The sequence below is a fragment of the Catenulispora pinisilvae genome (assembly GCF_015356865.1).
In the GTDB taxonomy this organism is placed as follows: Bacteria; Actinomycetota; Actinomycetes; order Streptomycetales; family Catenulisporaceae; genus Catenulispora; species Catenulispora pinisilvae.
Genome location: NZ_JAAFZA010000054.1, coordinates 8,891 through 27,397, shown reverse-complemented (window position 1 = coordinate 27,397; position 18,507 = coordinate 8,891). Strand labels below are relative to the sequence as shown.

At 70.0% G+C, this 18,507-nt stretch carries 18 protein-coding genes; 15 read left to right on the top strand and 3 right to left on the bottom strand.

Going from position 1 to position 18,507, the window contains the following annotated elements; all coding sequences use genetic code 11:
• Positions 1 to 21 precede the first annotated feature (21 nt).
• The 5 genes from IZR01_RS17270 to IZR01_RS17250 all read left to right on the top strand — a co-directional run bounded on the left by IZR01_RS17270 (position 22) and on the right by IZR01_RS17250 (position 4,363).
• A complete protein-coding gene (locus IZR01_RS17270) occupies positions 22 to 315 on the top strand; it encodes a DUF6295 family protein (RefSeq protein WP_194924419.1) in 294 nt (97 codons plus the stop codon).
• 10 nt (positions 316 to 325) lie between these two features.
• Positions 326 to 1,918 (top strand): GMC family oxidoreductase, encoded by a 1,593-nt coding sequence (locus tag IZR01_RS17265; RefSeq protein WP_194924418.1) that lies wholly within the window; start codon positions 326 to 328, stop codon positions 1,916 to 1,918.
• 146 nt (positions 1,919 to 2,064) lie between these two features.
• Positions 2,065 to 2,688: a YidB family protein gene (locus tag IZR01_RS17260; protein WP_194893560.1), complete on the top strand. Its 624-nt coding sequence runs from the start codon at positions 2,065 to 2,067 to the stop codon at positions 2,686 to 2,688.
• A gap of 33 nt (positions 2,689 to 2,721) precedes the next feature.
• Entirely contained in the window at positions 2,722 to 3,669 is a 948-nt protein-coding gene (locus IZR01_RS17255; protein WP_194893561.1) for a ribose-phosphate diphosphokinase, read from the top strand.
• Between the two features lie 115 nt (positions 3,670 to 3,784).
• Complete coding sequence (locus IZR01_RS17250) at positions 3,785 to 4,363, top strand: dihydrofolate reductase family protein (RefSeq protein WP_194893562.1); 579 nt, start codon at positions 3,785 to 3,787, stop codon at positions 4,361 to 4,363.
• 90 nt (positions 4,364 to 4,453) lie between these two features.
• On the opposite strand, the gene IZR01_RS17245 is transcribed toward IZR01_RS17250, so the two are convergent.
• Together IZR01_RS17245 and IZR01_RS17240 are read right to left on the bottom strand one after the other, a co-directional pair.
• Entirely contained in the window at positions 4,454 to 5,200 is a 747-nt protein-coding gene (locus IZR01_RS17245) for a dienelactone hydrolase family protein (protein ID WP_194924425.1), read from the bottom strand.
• 31 nt (positions 5,201 to 5,231) lie between these two features.
• A complete protein-coding gene (locus IZR01_RS17240; RefSeq protein WP_194924417.1) occupies positions 5,232 to 6,065 on the bottom strand; it encodes a putative RNA methyltransferase in 834 nt (277 codons plus the stop codon).
• A 118-nt stretch (positions 6,066 to 6,183) separates the two neighbouring features.
• Between IZR01_RS17240 and IZR01_RS17235 the strand changes: the two genes are divergently transcribed.
• On the top strand, positions 6,184 to 6,534 hold the full coding sequence (locus tag IZR01_RS17235; protein ID WP_194893564.1) for a hypothetical protein: 351 nt from the start codon (positions 6,184 to 6,186) through the stop codon (positions 6,532 to 6,534).
• Between the two features lie 59 nt (positions 6,535 to 6,593).
• On the opposite strand, the gene iolB is transcribed toward IZR01_RS17235, so the two are convergent.
• Positions 6,594 to 7,364: a 5-deoxy-glucuronate isomerase gene (gene iolB / locus IZR01_RS17230; RefSeq protein WP_194924424.1), complete on the bottom strand. Its 771-nt coding sequence runs from the start codon at positions 7,362 to 7,364 to the stop codon at positions 6,594 to 6,596.
• 94 nt (positions 7,365 to 7,458) lie between these two features.
• On the opposite strand from iolB, the gene IZR01_RS17225 reads away from it, so the two are divergent.
• From IZR01_RS17225 to IZR01_RS17185, 9 genes are read left to right on the top strand one after another with little or no spacing between them, the layout of a single operon-like run.
• A complete protein-coding gene (locus IZR01_RS17225; protein WP_228554383.1) occupies positions 7,459 to 8,199 on the top strand; it encodes a GntR family transcriptional regulator in 741 nt (246 codons plus the stop codon).
• 33 nt (positions 8,200 to 8,232) lie between these two features.
• Positions 8,233 to 9,663, top strand: a complete 1,431-nt coding sequence (locus IZR01_RS17220; RefSeq protein ID WP_194924416.1) for an extracellular solute-binding protein — start codon at positions 8,233 to 8,235, stop codon at positions 9,661 to 9,663.
• Positions 9,593 to 10,564: a carbohydrate ABC transporter permease gene (locus IZR01_RS17215; protein WP_438939700.1), complete on the top strand. Its 972-nt coding sequence runs from the start codon at positions 9,593 to 9,595 to the stop codon at positions 10,562 to 10,564. Before IZR01_RS17220 ends, IZR01_RS17215 begins: the two co-directional genes overlap by 71 nt.
• The gene (locus tag IZR01_RS17210) at positions 10,561 to 11,391 is read left to right on the top strand and encodes a carbohydrate ABC transporter permease (RefSeq protein WP_194893567.1); all 831 of its coding nucleotides are present in this window, start codon (positions 10,561 to 10,563) and stop codon (positions 11,389 to 11,391) included. The genes IZR01_RS17215 and IZR01_RS17210 overlap by 4 nt, the downstream gene beginning before the upstream one ends.
• Before the next feature lie 10 nt (positions 11,392 to 11,401).
• Positions 11,402 to 12,496, top strand: coding sequence for an ABC transporter ATP-binding protein (locus IZR01_RS17205; protein ID WP_194893568.1), 1,095 nt, complete (start codon positions 11,402 to 11,404; stop codon positions 12,494 to 12,496).
• The gene (locus IZR01_RS17200; RefSeq protein WP_194924415.1) at positions 12,496 to 13,719 is read left to right on the top strand and encodes a CehA/McbA family metallohydrolase; all 1,224 of its coding nucleotides are present in this window, start codon (positions 12,496 to 12,498) and stop codon (positions 13,717 to 13,719) included. Before IZR01_RS17205 ends, IZR01_RS17200 begins: the two co-directional genes overlap by 1 nt.
• Positions 13,710 to 14,537, top strand: coding sequence for a TIM barrel protein (locus tag IZR01_RS53310; RefSeq protein ID WP_323747028.1), 828 nt, complete (start codon positions 13,710 to 13,712; stop codon positions 14,535 to 14,537). The genes IZR01_RS17200 and IZR01_RS53310 overlap by 10 nt, the downstream gene beginning before the upstream one ends.
• Positions 14,537 to 15,574 carry a Gfo/Idh/MocA family protein gene (locus IZR01_RS17190; protein WP_194924414.1) on the top strand — a complete coding sequence of 346 codons (1,038 nt, stop codon included), beginning with the start codon at positions 14,537 to 14,539 and terminating at the stop codon, positions 15,572 to 15,574. Before IZR01_RS53310 ends, IZR01_RS17190 begins: the two co-directional genes overlap by 1 nt.
• On the top strand, positions 15,571 to 18,507 hold the full coding sequence (locus IZR01_RS17185) for a glycoside hydrolase family 38 N-terminal domain-containing protein (protein ID WP_194924413.1): 2,937 nt from the start codon (positions 15,571 to 15,573) through the stop codon (positions 18,505 to 18,507). The genes IZR01_RS17190 and IZR01_RS17185 overlap by 4 nt, the downstream gene beginning before the upstream one ends.

Here is an 18,507-nt window from a genome sequence, read left to right as displayed (position 1 = left end):
CGATTGCGAGGATCCGGATCGATGTGCACCTACCAGACCTTCAAGCTCGCCGTGGCCGGCAGTGCCAAGGGCACCAGCGCGTGGATGCGGGTCACCGAGGCCAGCGTGTACTACGACCATCCGGTGCACGCCACCGATGAGCACACGCTCAACATCGACCTGCGCAACCCCGAGCGGGGCCCGTCGGCGCGGATCGCGGTGGAGTTGAGCGCGCAGGCCGCGTACGACCTGGCGCAGGCCATCCTCACGGCGCTGGGGAGCGTGCCGGACGGGATGCTGCCGCCGGGACTACTCATCGACACAGCGCGGGTCTAACTTCGTAGGCATGGCCACCGACGACGCACGGACCGATACCGGGAGTGTTTACGACTACGTCGTCGTCGGGGCCGGCTCCGCCGGATCCGCGGTCGCGGCGCGGCTGAGCGAGGACCCGGGATGCCGGGTGGCGCTGCTGGAGGCCGGGCCGGTGGATCGCAATCCGCTGATTCACATCCCGGCCGCGTTCTCCGAGCTCTTCGAGGGCAAGCTGGACTGGGCCTATCGCACCGTCAACCAGCCCACGCTCGGGGGCCGGCGGATCTACTGGCCGCGCGGCCGGATGCTCGGCGGGTCCTCGTCGATCAACGCCATGATGTGGGTGACCGGGTTCGCGGCCGACTATGCGGAGTGGGCCGAGGCCGCCGGGCCGCAGTGGGGGCCGGACGCGATCGCGGCCGCGTTGCGCCGCGTCGAGGCCTTCACCGCCGCGCCGGACGGTATCGAGCACGGCGCGACCGGCCCGGTGCGCGTGGAGGACCTGCGCTCCCCGCACCTGCTGACCGCCCGCTTCCTGCAGGCGTGCACGTCCCTGGGCGTACCGGGCACCCAGACCGCGGTCACCCAGCACGAAGGCCGCCGCTGGTCCGCCGCCGACGCCTACCTCAAGCCCGCGCGGAGCCGCCCCAACCTGGTCGTCCACACCGGCGCGCTGGCCACCCGGGTGCTGTTCCACGACCGCCGCGCGACCGGCGTGCGCTATCTGGACGGCCGCCGCGTCGGCTCCGTCGCGGCCCGGCGCGAGGTGATCCTGTGCGGCGGCACGGTGAACACCCCGCAGCTGCTGATGCTCTCCGGCATCGGGCCCGCCGAGCACCTGAGGCAGCGCGGCGTGAAGATCGTGGCCGACCGCCCCGAGGTCGGCCGCAACCTGCGCGACCATCTGGCCTCCGGGGTCGTGGTGAAGACCAAGAACGCCAAGTCGCTGATCAGCGGCCGCACCCCGGCCGGGTTCGCGCGCTACCTGACCCGGCGCCAGGGCCCGCTGTCGTCGAACGTCGGCGAGGCGTACCTGTTCACCACCAGCCGGGACGGCCTGGACCAGCCGGACCTCGAAGTGCTGTTCGCGCCGGTGGCGTTCCTCGACGAAGGCCTCACCCGCCCGAAGGAACACGGCTACACGATCAGCGCCGTCGTCCAGAAACCGCGCTCGCACGGCACGATCACGCTCTCCACCCTCGACCCGACCGCCGCGCCGAACATCGACCCGGCCTACCTCAGCGATCCGGACGGCGCGGACTACGCGACGCTGGCGCGCGGCATCGCGCTGTGCGAGAAGATCGCCGCCGCCCCGGAACTGGCCCCCTACAGCGACGGCTACATGCTGCTCCCCGGCATGTCCGGCGAAGAACTGGCCGAAGCGTCGATCCGCCGCTACGCGCAGACCCTCTACCACCCGGTCGGCACCTGTCGGATGGGCAGCGATCCGGACTCGGTGGTGGACCCGGAGCTGCGGGTCCGGGGCATCGAGGGGCTGCGGGTCGCCGACGCCTCGGTGATGCCGACGATCATCCGGGGTCACACGAACGCGCCGTCCATCGTGATCGGGGAGAAGGCCGCCGAGCTGGTCAAGGACGCCGAGCGCGCGGCCCGCGAGGCCTGAGCACGACGCGAGGGCCGAAGCACCCGAGCCCACGCACCCCGCCTCCCGACTGGCGAGCCCAGCCGACCTGCCTGAGGCTGGGTCGTGGGGCGCGGCGGCGTGTGGCCGTCGGGCGGGGCGCGGCCCGGACGTCAGGAGCACGTGCGATGGCCGGTTTCGACATCAACTCGCTGCTGAACCAGCTGATGGGCAAGCAGGAGCAGCAACCGCAGCAGCAGGAAGGCCAGCCCGGCGACCAGGCGCAGATGCAAGCCCAGGGCCAGGACCAGCAGCCGGCCCACGCGATGGGCGCGGCGCCCAGCGGCGGCGGCGGTGCTGGCGGCCTGAGCAGCCTGCTGAGCAGCGGCATGATCCAGAAGCTGGCGCCGATGATCGGCAGCCTGGTCGCCGGCGGCGGGCTGGCGAAGCTGATGGACAACCTCAAGGGCGCCGGCGCGGGTTCGCAGGCGAAGTCCTGGGTCAGCTCGGACCAGCCCAACCAGCCGGTCAGCGACGAGCAGATCACCCAGGCCCTGGGGCACGAGCAGATCTCGCAGGTGGCCAACACCCTCGGCATGACCCACGAGGAGGCCGCGCACACGATGGCGGCGGCGCTTCCCCAGGTCGTCGACGCGATGACGCCGGAAGGCCAGCTCCCGCAGACCGCCGCGGCCGGTGCCGGAACGGGCACCGGGACCGGCGCCGGCGGCATGGAGAGCCCGGCCGCATCGCAAGCCCAGAACCGCCCGCAGGCCGGTGGGACCTCCGAGGGCCGTCCGCAGGGTACTTGATCCCCCCAGGTGGGAGATCGCTACCATGCAGGGATGCGCGACATCGCAGTATTCAGCGGAAGCGCCCATCCGACCCTGGCCGCGGAGATCTGCGCGCATCTGGAGACCCCACTGAGTCCAGTGCGTGTCAGCCGCTTCGCCAACGACTGCTTGGAGGTCCAGCTCCAGGCCAACTGCCGCGAGCGCGACGTGTTCCTGGTCCAGCCGCTGGTCGCGCCGGTCCAGGAGCACCTGGTCGAGCTCCTGCTCATGTGCGACGCGGCCCGCGGCGCCTCGGCGGCGAGGATCACCGCCGTGGTGCCGCACTACGCCTACGCCCGCAGCGACAAGAAGGACGCGCCGCGCATCTCCATAGGCGGCCGCCTGGTCGCCGATCTGATGGTGGCCGCCGGCGCCGACCGGGTGCTGGCGATGACGCTGCACTCGCCGCAGGTGCACGGGTTCTTCTCGGTGCCGGTCGACCACCTGCACGCGTTGCGGGAGCTGGCCAAGCACTTCCGCGGCTCGGATCTGTCCAACACCACAGTCGTCTCCCCGGACCTGGGCAACGCCAAGGAGGCCGCGGCCTTCGCGCGTCTGCTCGGCGTCCCGGTCGCGGCCGGGGCCAAGCAGCGTTTCGCCAACGACAAGGTGGCGATCAGCTCGGTGATCGGCGACGTGGCCGGCCGCGACGTGATCGTGCTCGACGACGAGATCGCCAAGGGCAGCACCGTCATCGAGCTGCTGGAACGGCTGCGCGACCTGGGGGCCCGCAAAGTGCGCGTGGCCTGCACGCACGGCCTGTTCGCCGCCGGCGCCCTCAAGCGGCTCTCCGACCAGCCCGAGGTCGAGGAGATCGTGTGCACCAACACCGTGCCGATCGCGCCGACCGAGGAGTCCGACAACGGCAAGCTCACGGTGCTGTCCATCGCCCCCGCGCTGGCCGAGGCGATGCGGCGGATCCACAACGGCGAATCGGTCAGCGCACTGTTCGAGTCGTAGAAGATTCGAGTCATAGAAGATTCGAGCCGTAGAAAACTCGGTGGGTGCGGTCTGTCGGATCGTGTCGGGCTCGTTCGTGGAACAGGTGAGAGCACAACGAACCGAGGAGGACATCATGACCGCCACCTACACCTTCGACGTCTTCAGCAGCCTGGACGGCTTCGGCGGCAGCACCGGGGACTGGGGCGGCTACTGGGGCAAGCAGGGCCCGGAGCTGCTCGCACACCGGCTCGCCCTGTACAGCCAGGACCAGCGCATGGTCTTCGGGGCCAAGACCTACCGGGACTTCGTGGAGATGCTGGCCGGGGCCGGCGACGACGACGAGGTCTACGACCCGTGGGTGACCAAGATGATCAACCTGCCGGCCACGGTGGTCTCCTCCACCCTGACCGGACCGCTGGACTGGCCGGACGCGACCATCGCCGCCGGCGACGCCGTGGACGTGGTCGCCCGGCTCAAGAAGGAGTCCGACGTGCCGCTGCGCTCGCACGGCAGCCTGGCGATGAACCGGGCGCTACTGGCCGCCGGCCTGGTCGACCGGATCCAGGTGACCGTCTTCCCGGCACTCACCGGGCGGACCGGGGCGGCACCGGTCCTCGCCGGGGCCACGGATTTCGACCTCGAACTCATCGAGAGCCGCACGCTCGACGGTCGCACCCAGGAGCTCATCTACCGGCCGACCCTGCACCCCTGAGGCCCGCCCCGCACACACGAAAGCGCCGACGACGATCACGGCCATCACAGCGATCACAGCGATCCGTCGGCGCTTTCGGTGCGTACCGGCTCAGGACAGGTGCGTCCCGTAGAACTCGAAGATCCGGTCCCAGGCGTCCATCGCCGCCTCCGGCCGGTAGGAGACCCGGTTCACGTTGAAGAACGCGTGCCCGGCGCCCTCGTACGTCTTGAAGTCGTACGGCTTCCCCAGCTTGTCCAGGGCCGCGGCCAGCTGCGCGGTCTGCTCCGGCGTCGGGAACTTGTCGTCCGCGCCGAAGTTGCCCAGCAGCGGGCAGGAGAGCTCCGGCAGCCGGGACTCCAGGGACGTGGCCCGCATCCCGCTGCCTTCGGGACTGTCGAGCATCACGAACGCGCCGTAGTTGTTGACCGCCGCCTGCAAGTCCAGCCCGGCGCAGGCGACGAGCACCGCCTGGCGTCCGCCGGAGCAGTGCCCGATGACACCGACCTTGCCGTTGGCCGTGTCCAGCCCGCGCAGGTACGCGGCCGCCGTGCCGACGTCGGCGATCAGCCGCTCGTCCGGCACGCCGCCCTCGGCGCGCACCGCGGCCGCGGCGTCCTCCGGTGCGATCCCCGGACCGCCCTCGCGGCTGTAGAGGTTCGGGACGACCGCGTTGTAGCCGTGCACGGCGAAGGTGCGCGCGAACTCGCGTGTCGCCTCGTCGTAGCCGGGCAGGTGGTGGATCAGGACGACACCGCCGCGCGGCGCGTCATCCTGGGGCACCGCCAGGTAGGCCTCGATCTCTGCGCCATCGGCCGCGGGGTAGTGGACGGTCCCGGCCTGGATGGCATTCGTCATGGCGATCTGCATGCCGAAAATACTGGCACGCTCAGGTCGGGGACAGAACGTAGGCACGGACCGCGACCGTCACCGCACCGCCCGATCGGACCTGTTCGGCCCGCTCGTGCCAGGCGTTGGGCCCCATGCCGATGACTTGAGAAACCTCCTGCGCGGACAAGGCCGGCGTCGCGCCGTACGGATGCTCGGACTCGATCCGGAACCGGTCGGCGAACTGCTCCCGCAGCCGCTCCGGCTTGCGGTCGTCGACGGCCATCAGACCGTACTCATCGATCAGTTCCCTGAGATGCTCCGGCTCGGGCACCACGACGATCGCCCGGCCGCGCGGATGCAGCACCCGCCGCATCTCGCGCGGATTGCGGGGCGCGAAGACGTTGAGGACCACCGAGGCGGCCCGGCCGCGCACCGGCAACCCGGCCCAGGCGTCGGCGACCACGGCGCCGATCCGCGGATGGGCCTTGGCCGCGAGGCGGGCGGCGTGCTTGGAGATGTCCAGCGCGATGCCCGGGCGGTCCACGGCCGCCAGGACCCGCGCCAGGTAGTAGCCGGTGCCCGCGCCGAGATCGAGGACGCCGGTGTGCTCGGAGTCGTCCCCGGCACCGACATCCGCTGCCAACCCGGCGACCAGATCCGCGATCCCGGCATAGTGCCCGGCCCCGAGGAACGCGGCGCGTTCGGCGACCATCGCGGCGGTGTCGGCGGTGCCGCCCGCCCCGGCCCCGGCGAGCAGGGAGACGTACCCCGGCCGCGCGACGTCGAAAGCGTGCCCCTCCTCACATACCAGCCGGGCCCCCGCACCGGCCTCGACGATCAAGGCGGTGGCACAATGCGGGCAGGACAGCCAGTCGGCGACGTCGGAGATCACCTCTCCAGTGTGACGGATTCGGCACCGGAAAAAGGAACAAGCGGAGGCGCCCTCCTCGTTGATACACTTTAAACGCGATACAACGCGTCTTTGGGGCCGCAGCCGAGAGGGAAGAGCCATGGCCAGTAAAACGATCCGCTACGACGGTGACCGTTCCCCGTCCGCCAAGCCGTTGATCCTGCTCACCACGATCGCGGTACTGCTGCTGGTAGCGGTGCCGATCTCGATCCTGGTGGCGCTGTTCATGATCGTGTTCGGGCACGTCGTCGGCGGCTTCGCGGTCATCGGCATCACCGTGCTGGCCGCGATCCTCGCCGTGGTCGCCGCCGGCGCCAGCGGGATCCGGCATCTCCAGCGCATCGTGGAGCAGAAGTCGTTCCGAGTGGTACACCTCAGCCAGCGTGACTACCACTATGAGGGCGACAACTGCGGTCACGATCACTCCAACGACGAGATCCGCATCATCTGAGCCCCGGCTGAGGAAACCCAGCAACCCGGCCTCGCGACAGACCTGGACGCGCCGTCCCCTCAGGCGCTCCAGGTCTGCCGTATCCAGGCGTGCCGCGGATCGTCGCTGAACGCCATCGAACGGTCCGGCCCGCGGTCCCGGCCGGCCAGCACGTTCAGGTAGTACAGGTCATAGCCGGGCATGGCCATCGACGGGCCGTGGTAGCCGTACGGGATCAGCACCACGTCCCCGGCCTCCACCTCCCGAAGAACATCGATCTCACCAGCCGCCGACGAGTAGACCCGTTGGTATCCCGGCCCGCCCTCGTAGTAGTAGATCTCCTCTTTGGCGCGCTCGCCGCCTTCCACGTCCTCGTCATGCTTGTGCGGCGGCCAGGACGACCAGTTCCCGCCCGGGGTGATCACCTCCACCGCCAGCAGCCGGTCAGTCTGGAAGGCCTCCGGGGCGCAGAAGTTGCGCAGCGTACGCGCGGCCGATCCGGCTCCCCGCTGCTCGACCGGGACCGCTTCGCGCGCGCCGTACCGGAACGGCAGATCCAGCTCGGCCCGCGCGGTGGGGATCGCGACGCGGCACTCGCCGTCGACCGCGGCCAGCCGGACCGTGCTGCCGCGCGGGATGTAGGCGAAGTCGCTCGGTCCGGCGAAGACGTCCTTGCGGCCGGCCAACAGGAATTCCTCGCCCGCAGACCTGACGGTGCATGATCCCGACAACGGCAGGACCAAAGCTTCGTCCTCGGTGGTACCGAACTCGTACGAGCCGGCGAATTTCGCGGTCTTCAATCCCGCGTACCGCCAGCCGGCCGTTTCCGGCGTGATGTCGATGTTTGCCATGTCTGCCATACCGCCTCCCGTTTGCTGCATAGCAGTACGGTGTTCCCCGGTCAACCTGTTGTCCGGACAAAGTGACCGCAGCATACTGACGACTATGGGGATCCGACCGCGGATCGAGGTGGACCGCTCCTCCCCGATACCGCTCTACTTCCAGGTCGCCGAACAGATCGCGGAGGCGATCCGCACCGGCGAGCTGGCACCGGGCGACCAGCTGGACTCCGAGGTGCAGATCGCGGAGTCGCTGGGGCTGTCCCGGCCGACCGTGCGGCAGGCGATAGGGCACCTCGTGGACCGCGGCATGATCGTGCGGCGGCGCGGCGTGGGCACGCAGATCCTGCCGATGCCGGTGCGGCGCGAGATGGAGCTCACCAGCCTGCACGACGATCTGGCGCGCAGCGGCCGCGCCCCGGCCACCGACGTGCTGCTGCTGGCGCGGGTCCCGGCCGAGCCGGAAGCCGCGGCCGCGCTGGGCCTGGCCGCCGGGACCCCGGTGACCAAGGTGGTGCGGCTGCGCCGGTCCCAGGGCGAGCCGCTGGCGGTGATGCGGAACTGGCTGCCCGAGCCGGTGCCGCCGCTGACCGTGGAAGTGCTGGAGACCAGGGGCCTGTATGAAGTGCTGCGCAAAGCGGGTATCCGCATCTGCGTGGCCCGGCAGCGGATCGGCGCCTGCACCGCCGACGCCGAACAGGCGGCCCTGCTGGAGGAACGGCGCGGCGCGGCCCTGCTGACCATGGAGCGCACGGCCTTCGACGACAACGGGCGGGCGGTGGAGTTCGGCAGCCACATCTACCGCGCGTCCCGCTACAGCCTGGAAGTGACCGTCACCGAACACTGAAGCCGTACTGAACCGACACCCGCGGAGGCACCGATGGGAGCACGTTCGGCACATTCCAGAAACCTTCGAGCCCTGATAGCGATCGGCGTCGCGGCCGCGACCCTGGTCGCCGGCTGTTCCGGTTCCTCGTCCGGTGCCAAGCCGGCCGATGTGAACTCCTCGGACCAGCCGAAGAACCCGACGCTGGTGATCACCGCCAACGACATCGCCGGCGGCAAGAACAGCAACGAGGCGAACTGGATCTCCAAGACCCTGATCCCGGACTTCGTGAAGGCCGAGGCGGCCAAGGGGATCACCGCGCACGTCACCTTCCGGCCCAACGGCGTCGACGACAACTCCTACAAGTCCAAACTCGCCCTGGACCTCCAGTCCGGCACCGGGGACGACGTCTTCTCCCTGGACGGCATCTGGGTCGGCGAGTTCGCCGACGCCGGCTACCTCAAGCCGCTGAACCAGGTGGCCGGCGCCCAGGTCGACAGCTGGGACGGCTGGTCCCAGATCACGCAGGCGGTCCAGGCCCTCGGGGAGTACCAGGGCCAGCGCTACGGCGTCCCGAACGGCACCGACGCCCGCGTCATCTTCTACAACAAGAAGCTGTTCGCACAGGCCGGACTGCCGGCCGACTGGCAGCCCACCAGCTGGCAGGACGTCTACGACGCGGCCGCCAAACTCAAGACCCTGCCGGGCGTCACCCCGGTGCAGTGGGACGCCGGCGTCCCCATGGGCGAGGCCACCACGATGCAGGGCTTCCTGCCGCTGCTGGCCGGCGCGAACGGCACGTTGTGGGCCAACGGGAAGTGGGTCAAGGCGGGCCCGGCGTTCACCGCGGCGCTCGGCTTCTACCAGAAGATCTACGGCGGCGGCTACGGCGATCCGGTGCTCCAGGAGGACGCCAAGGGCCGCGACGAGTCCTTCGCCGAGTTCGCCGCCGACAAGATCGGCATCTACGCCGAGTCCGACTACATGTGGCGCTCGGTGGTGAACCCCTCCGGCGGCACCGCGCCGATGGCCGACCGGGACACCGATGTCGGCTACGCGCTGATCCCGTCGGAAACGGCCGGCTCGGGCATCAAGGGCCAGAGTTTCGTGTCCTACTCCGGCGGCTCGGACTGGTCGATCAATCCCAAGACCAAGTACCCGCAGGCCGCGTGGGACTTCCTGGCCTTCCTGAACTCCAAGACCGAGACCATCTCCCGGATCGCCGGGGCGCCGCTGCTCACCGCGCGCACGGACGTCAACCAGCAGGTGCTGGCCACTGACCCGATGCTGAAGTTCGCCACCGACAAGGTGCTGCCGATCACCTCGTTCCGGCCGTCGCAGGCGGCGTACAACGACGTGTCGAGCCTGGTGCAGAAGGCGACCGCGGACGTGGTCAGCGGCAAGAGCCCGGCCGATGCCGCCGCGGCCTACGAGAAGGCGTTGGAGGCGCTCGTTGGCCCGGACAGCATCGCCGCGGGGAACTGACTCAGCGGATCCGGCGGGGCTCGGCAGGGCGCGCGCGGCGGCGATCTCCGCGCCCGCCTTGCTGATCATCGCCGCCTTCCTGGTCTTCCCGGCCCTGTGGACCCTGTATCTGGGCACGACCAACTACCGGCTCACCGGCTTCGCCGCGCGCCATCCGCGCAGCGTGGGCCTACAGAACTACACGAACGTCATCCAGGACCCGGACTTCCACCACTCGCTGTGGCTGACCGTCGAGTACGTGCTGTTCTCAGCGGTGCTCGGCCAGGCGCTGCTCGGCTTCGTCATCGCCTGGATGCTGCGCGACGCCCGGGGCTGGCTCAAGCGGCTGATCGAGGCGCTGGTGCTGCTGGCCTGGATCCTGCCGAGTTCGGTGGTGGCGTTCCTGTGGGTGGCGATGCTGGACCGCGGCTCCGGCACGCTGAACGCCTTGCTGCACACCCCGGGCACGGCGTGGGCGATCGAGCATCCGATGGCCGTCATCGTGGTCTTCAACATCTGGCGCGGCACAGCGTTCTCGATGCTGCTCTACAGCGCCGCGCTCACCGGCGTGCCGCCCTCGCAGCTGGCCACGGCCCGGATGTTCGGCGCGAACTCCTGGCAGCAGCTGCGCGACGTGGTCTTCCCGCACATCCGCGGGCACATCCTGACCAACCTGCTGCTGATCTCGCTGTGGACGTTCAACGACTTCACGCCGTACCAGATCACCGCCGGCGGTCCGAACGGCAAGTCGGAGATCCTGCCGGTGTACATCTACCAGACCGCGCTGTTCGACGGGCAGATGGGCTTGGGGGCCGCGATCTCACTGCTGATGCTGGTGATCAACCTCGTGGTGGCGCTGGTGTACCTGAGACTGCTGCGCGACCGGCGGGGCGGGCGGAAGCTGGAACGGGTGGCGCCATGAAGGATCCCACCGTCCGCGCGGTCCTGGCGAAGATCGGCCGCTACACGTTCCTGTCGGTGCTGCTGGGCTTCTTCGCGCTGCCGATGTTGTGGCTGGCCTCGACGCCCTTCAACGCGCACCCCACGTTGGACGTCAGCATCAGCTCGTTTACTCTTCACAACTTCTCGGTCCTGCTGAAGGATCCGTATGCGCTGCCGTCGCTGTGGAACTCTCTACTGCTGGCAGGGGGTACGGCTCTGCTGACAGTGGGGTTCGCAGCGGCGGCGGCGTACGCGCTGAGCCGGGTGCGGATCCCCGGCCGCAACGGGATCCTCTACGCGCTGCTGCTGCTGTCCTCGATCGTGACCGGCACGGCCGCGATGGTGCCGCTGTTCGAGCTGGCCTTCAAACTGCACCTGATCGACTCCCGGGTCGGGGTGATCCTGGTCTTCACCGGCGGCCTGCTCCCGGCGGCCATCTTCATCCTGAAGGACTTCACGGACAACATGCCGCGCTCCTATGAGGAGTCGGCACGGGTGTTCGGCGCCTCGCCGTTCCAGATCATGCGGCACATCGTGCTGCCGATGATCCGCCCCGGGCTGGCCACGGTCACGGTCTGGGCCGTGGTCAACGTCTGGAGCAACTTCCTGATCCCTTACATCCTGATCCGGAATCCGGACAAGTATCCGGCCTCAGTGGTGCTCTACACGTTCTACACCGAAGGCGGCCAGCCCGACCTGGCGCTGATCTCGGCCTTCTCTCTGCTTTACTCGATCCCGGTGGTCCTTTTGTACTTGTTCGTCAGCCATCGCTACGGTTTCCGGTTCCACGGCGGGATCAAGCGGTAGGAGGAGCGTCATGGCCCAGATAAGAACCGTCGACCTGACCAAGACGTTCGCCGACGCCGGCGGCGGCGTCACCGCGCTGGACGCGCTGACCCTGACGATCGAGGACGGGGAGTTCTTCGCGCTGCTGGGTCCGTCCGGCTGCGGGAAGACCACGCTGTTACGGACGCTGGCCGGGCTGGAGACACCGAGCAGCGGCGCCGTGCACATCGGTGAAGCCGACGTGACCCGCACACCGCCGGGCAAGCGGGGCGTGGCCATGGTGTTCCAGGACTATGCCCTCTTCCCGCACATGACCGTGACGGAGAACATCGCGTATCCGCTCCGGGTACGAGGGGTGCCGAAAGCCCAACAACGGGAAGCCGTTCTGGCCGCGGCCGCCGACCTCGGGCTCACCGGCACCGACAGCACCGTGGGACTTCTGGACCGCAGACCGGAGGCTTTGTCCGGCGGACAGCAGCAGCGCGTGGCCCTGGCCCGCGCCACCGCGGCCAAGCCGTCCGTTTTTCTCTTTGACGAACCCCTGTCGAACCTTGATGCTCGTCTCAGGCTAGAGGCGCGGACGTTCCTCAAGCGACTACAACGCGAACTCGCCGTCACCACGGTCTTCGTCACCCACGACCAGGCCGAGGCGCTGGCGCTCGCGGACCGCATCGCGGTCATGCAGTCCGGCCGTATCCGCCAGCTGGGCACGCCTCGTGAGGTGTACCGCAGGCCGGCGAACACGTTTGTGGCTTCCTTCATCGGCTCCACGCCGATGAACTTGCTGGAGGGGGTTGTCCGTGACGGACGCGTTCTGGTCGCAGATTCCGAGATCGCGCCACCTGACGGGACCGGGGAGCGCCTGGCCGAACGCGCCGCGGTGGTCCTTGGCGCGCGCCCGGAGTACTTCCGCGTATCGCCGGATCCGCTCGACGGGGCGTTTCGGGGCACGGTAGAGGTCGCCGAGAACCTCGGCAGCTCGCTGTTGCTCACCCTGGACGTCTCCGGGACCGCCGTGCAGGTCGTGGTGGCCGAGGAGGACGAGCCGGAACCCCGGGCCACCTTGTGGGCGTTGCCCCGCAAAGACCGGACCCTGCTCTACGCGGATGGGGAGTTGGTGGGCTGATGCGGCTGGACGGCGTGTGGTGGCTGGAGGACCGGCTGCGGCAACAGCTGCGGTCGGTCCCGTTCGAGGTGCCGGCCGGCACCTCGCTGATCCAGGTCCGGCTGGACTACGACCGGTCCGCCGGCGCCGTCCTGGACCTCGGGTGCGCCGGTCCCGAGGGCTTCCGCGGCTGGTCCGGCGGGGCGCGGCAGGAGTTCGAGATCGGGGCCGGGCGGGCGACGCCCGGGTATCTGCCCGGGGAGATCCTGCCCGGGGTGTGGCACGTGTGGCTGGGGCTGCACCGGGTTCCGCCGGAGGGCGTGCGGTACTCGCTGGAGATCACGTTCAGCGACAAGACCACGAAGGTCGCCCGCGACCTCGAATACCACCACGTACGGCTCCTGGAGCGACCGCCCGCCCGCGAGCTGCCGACCGTCGACGGCGCCCGCTGGTACGCCGGAGACCTGCACGCCCACACCGAGCACAGCGACGGGACGCTGAGCATCCGCGGGCTGGCCGAGCTGGCCGCGACCGTGGGCCTGGACTTCCTCGCGGTCACCGACCACAACACGATCAGCCACTACCCCCACCTGGAGAAGCAGTCGGCGCGCAGCGGCGTGACGCTGATCCCGGGGCAGGAGGTCACGACCGATCTCGGGCACGCCAACGTGTGGGGCTCGCCGGAGTGGATCGACTTCCGGCGCCCGGCCTCGCAGTGGATGAAGCAGGCGGAGAAGGCCGGCGCGCTGTTCTCGGTGAACCACCCGCTGGCCGGGGACTGCGCTTGGCGGCACCACCTGACCACCCAGCCCTCGATCGCGGAGGTCTGGCACTGGTCCTGGTTCGACCGGACCTGGGGCTGGCCGCTGGCCTGGATGCGGCGGCATCCGGCCGCGATCATCCCGGTCGGCGGCAGCGACTTCCACGAGCCCGACGGCACCCCGGCCTCGCTCGGCGCGCCGATCACCTGGGTACTGGCCGAGGAGTGCTCCACCGCGGCACTGCTGGCCGGCATCGCCGCCGGCCACACCGCGATCTCGGCCACCCGCACCGGACCGCTGGTCCTGCGCTGCGGGGACCAGGTGACGACGGTCGACGCCGACGGCCTGATCCTGGTCCGTCCGGACGAGACCCGGGTGGTGGTGCGCGCCGACAGTTCGGGACGGCAGTCGTTCCCGGCGTCGCAATCGGGCATGTACCGGTTGGAGACCTGGCGCAACGAGGTGATGGCACTGTGCGCGTGACAGATCCGCCGGCGGGAAAGCCGGCTTGGCCGGTGAAGGTGGCGACCGCCCCGGTCAACTTCGGGATCTACTCGGCCCGGGAGCCGTTCATCAGCGCGGCGGAGTACGCGCGGATCGCGGTGGACTGCGGGTATGCGGGCACTGATCTGGGCCCGCGCGGGTATCTGGAGGAGGTGTCGGCCGACTCCTGTCCGGCGCTGGCCGGCGGCTGGCACGACTTGCGGTTCGGGCAGCAGGAGGGCTTCGCTGAGGACTTGTCAGCCCTCGAAGACACCGCGTGGCTGCTGCACAGCCGCAACCGCTACCCGGACATGAGCAGCTTCGCGCCGAAGCCGACGCTGGCGTGCCCGCCGTCGGGGCCGTTGGACGCGGCCGGGTGGGGCCTGCTGGTCCGGCAGGCGTACCGGGCCGCCTCCCGCTGCCGCGACCACGGCCTGGAACCGGTGTTCCACCACCACCTGGACACCAGCATCGAGACCCCGGACGACATCGACCGGCTGCTGGAGCTCACGGAGCTGGAGCTGTGCCTGGACACCGGGCACCTGCTGGCGGCGGGCGGGGATCCGCTGGCGACGCTGGCCCGGTGGGGGCATCGGGTGCGGCACGTGCACGTGAAGGACGCGCTGGCCGACGGGACGTTCTGCCGGCTCGGCGCGGGGCGGCTGGACTTGGCGGCGTTTCTCGACGCGTTGCGGGCGCTGGCGTACGAGGGGTGGATCGTCGTGGAGCAGGACGTGCCGGACGGCGGGCAGGATCTGGGGCGGATCATCGGGGATATGCGGCACAACCGGGCAGTGCTGGCCGGGTTGGGGGTTTGATGGGTGACGGGGTACCGAATTCCCATGCGGTCGCGCAGGTGGCGGTCGTGCCGGTGGCTGTCGTGCCGGTGGCTGTCGTGCGGGTGGCCGTCGTCGGGCTGGGCCATGTGGCGCGTCATGTGCATCTGCCACTGCTCGCCGACCTGAATCAGCACTTCCGGATCACAGCCCTCTGCGACTCCGTCCCCGGCTACGCCGCTGATCTCGCGCACCGGCTGGGCATAGCCGAGTCCGGCGTGTTCACCGATGCGCAGAACATGTTCGAACACGGCGAGTTCGACGCGGTCCTGCTGCTGACCTCCGGGTCGCACGCGGCACTGGCCGCCGAGGCGCTGAAGCGCGGGTATGCCGTCTTCTGCGAGAAGCCGCTCGCGCACACGCCCGAGGAGGCCGCGCTCGTGGCCGGGGCTGGGGCCGGGGCTAGGGCCGGCGAGCGCCTGATGCTCGGTTACATGAAGCAGTACGGCCCGAACGTAGCTGAGGCCATCGACGCCCTCGACCCGGCGACCGTGCGGCACATCGATATCAGTGTCCTGCATCCGCCGGAGGACTTCCCGCCGATCGACTGGACTCCCGTCGCCGCTCCCGCGCCCACGCACCTCGGGGCGCGCGCGCACTGGGAGTACCGCGCCATGCTCGACAGCGTGTGCCACGATGTGGCGCTGATCCGGCTGCTGGCCGGTGTCGCAGAACTCGATGTCGACTCCGCGGCGTCGTGGGGTGCACGGGGCGAGGAGCCGGGCTCGCTGGAGTTCTCCGGGCCGCTCCCCCACGGCCGCTACAGCGTGCGCTGGCACTTCCTGCCCGACTATCTCGATTACGAGGAAAGCGTCCACGTGCAGACCGAGACCGACACCCACTACCTGACGTTCGGCAACCCCTACTTCTTCAGCGCGAAATCGAGCTTCGAACGCGAGCTGCTGGCCTTCCACGCCCTCGTCACCGCCGGCACCGCACCACTGAGCGGCATCGCCGAGGGCACCGCGGACATCCGGACGGCGCTGAACGTCCTGCGCGCCCTGAGCGGGGCCACATGAACGAGCTGGTCGTCGTCCCGCACACACACTGGGACCGCGAGTGGTACCAACCCTTCCAGCGCTTCCGCCTCCGCCTGGTCACGGTCCTGGACCGGCTGCTGGCCCAACTCGCCGCCGACCCCCGCGCCCGCTTCACCCTCGACGGCCAGACCGCGGCGATCGACGACTACCTGGAGATCCGCCCCGAACAGGAGCCACTGGTCCGCACCCTGACCAGCCGCGGCCAACTGGCACTGGGCCCGTGGCGGGTACTCGCGGACTCATTCCTGTGCTCGGGCGAGAACCTGCTCCGCAACCTGGAAATCGGCCTAGCCCGCGCAGACGCCCTCGGCGGCGCGATGCGCATCGGCTACCTCCCGGACCAGTTCGGCCACGCGGCCCAACTCCCGCAGATCTTGAGCCTCGCGGGCATCGAGCACGCGTGCGTCTACCGCGGAGTGCCGGAGGCGGTGCACACGACGGAGTTCTGGTGGACCGCGCCGGACGGCACCGCACTGCACACCCGCTACCTCCCAGAAGGCGGCTACGGCGGGGCGGCGGGCATGTTCACCGAGCCCGACCCCGCGGTGGTACGCGATCGAGCCGAGGAGCATGTGCGAGCCCTGCGACGCTGGCAACCAAACGGCGCGCTGCTCGGAATGTACGGGACGGACCACTCGGCCCCGGTGGACGGGCTCGCGGATCTGGTGGCGGCGGCATCCCGGCGGGATGGCGACGGGGACGGGGACGGGGCGACGCGGATCAGGCTGGACACGCTCGCCGGCTTCTTTGGTGTGGCTGGCACTGCCCTAGGCGCTGGCACTGTCGCTGAAGCTGCGGCTACTGCTGGCGCTGGCTCAGGCACTGAAGCTGCTGCTGGCACTGGTTCTGGTTCTGGTTCTGGCTCTGGCACTGGCACTGGCACTGGCTCTGGCACTGAAGCTGCTGCTGGCACTGGCTCTGGCACTGGCACTGGCACTGGCTCTGGCACTGAAGCTGCTGCTGGCACTGGTTCTGGCTCTGGCTCTGGCACTGAAGCCGCTGCTGGCTCTGGCTCTGGTTCCCAAATCATCCAGGGCGAACTCCGCAGCCACGCGCGGGCCAACATCCTCCCCGGCGTCCTGTCCTCGCGCATCGGCCTCAAGCAGGCCCTCAGCCGCGCCGAGCGGCTGGTCGAGCGCTATGCCGAGCCGCTCGCGGCGCTGTATGGCGCGCGGGCGGCGTGCCGGCCCTTCCTCGATCTGGCGTGGCGGCGGCTGGTCGATTCCTCCTGCCACGACAGTGTGACCGGGTGCGGTGTCGATGCCACCGCCGATCAGGTCGCGGCGCGGATCGCCGAGGCTGATGATCTCGGGCGTGGGGTGGTCGATCTCGTGCTCGGGGCGGTCGCGGAGACCGTTCCCGAGGGCGGGCATCTGCTCTTCAACCCCTCGCCGCGGCGTCGTGCCGAGGTGGTGACGCTCGACATTCCCGCCGGCCGCGTGGTGAAGACCGCGTCGGGTGGGTCTGTGCCGCACCAGGTTCTCGAGATCGTCGCGGAGAACTTCGCCGACGAGGTCGTCGCGCACGCGGATCTCGACCTGTTCCTGCGCAAGATCCATGGCCGCGAGCTCTACGGGCGCCAGATAGCCGCGTGGCATGTCGATCCGGTCGCGGCGACCATCGCCTTCGAGCTGGCGCCGGGTTCCGAGCTGGTCTTCGACGTCGCGCAGGTCCGTGCCGCGGCGTCGGCGGACGCGGTCGAGTCGTGGTGTGTCAAGGTGCGTACACAGGCGCGGGCCACGGTCGCCGCGCTCGTCGACGTCGGCCCGCTCGCGCTCGCGGCAGTCGTGACCGTGCCGGAAGACGAGAGCGGGCCGCGCGCCGCGCCGAAGAACATCGCCGCCGGCCGACGCGCCGTGTCCGACCTCGACAACGGTCTGGTGCACGTGGCGCTGCGCTCTGACGGCTTGTTGGACGTCCTCGCCGCCGACGGTACCCACGCCGCGGGGCTCGGCCTGATCGTGGACGGCGGCGATCTCGGTGACGAGTACAACTACTCGCCGCCGAAGCACGACCGGCTGGTGGTCTCGCCGGACGAGATCTGGAACCGGGTGTGTTGGAGCGGGCCGTTCACCGGCGCGCTTGAATCAGCACGCTGGTTCGACTGGCCGGTCGGGGGTGAGCCCGCCGCCCGCGCCGACGCCGCCCACACCACCGAAGTCACCACGCGCATCGAGCTCCGGCACGGCGAACCGTTCGTCCGGCTGAGCATCGCCTTCGACAACCAGACCGACGACCACCGCGTCCGCCTGCACCTCCCGCTCCCCCGCCCGGCCACGCGCTCGCACGCCGAGGGCCAGTTCGCCGTCGTGGACCGCGGGCCGCACGCCGAGGGCGGCTTCGGCGAACGCCCCGTGCCGACGTTCCCGGCCTACGGCTGGGTCGCGGCCGGCGGCTTGGCCGTGCTGCTGGACCACGTCAGTGAATACGAGCTCGTCGATGACGGCCGCACCCTCGCGCTGACCCTCCTGCGTTCGGTCGGCATGCTCTCGCGCAACGACAACGGCTGGCGCGCGGAGCCGGCCGGGCCGCAGTTGGCGACGCCGGGTGCGCAGGTCCACGGGACGCGCACCGTGGAGCTGGGCCTGTACCTCTACGCCGGCGAGTGGCACGAGTCGGGCGTGCTCGACGCCGCCGAGCGCTACCGCCATCCGCTGACGTCCGTCGCGGGACGGAATCAGGACCCGGACAACGTCCCGAAGATTCCGAGCGGTGGGTTTGAGATCGGTGGCCGCGGCGTGGTGTTGAGCAGTTGCCGCGACGTCGGGGGCGAGGACCCGGAAGTGCGGCTCGCAGCGCTCACCCCGGTACCGACCACAGCCACGATCAGCACTGCTTATGACGCTTATGACAACCACAGCGTCGATATGCGCCCCTGGCAGGTCGTCACGACCACAGCCAGGAGCGCGTAG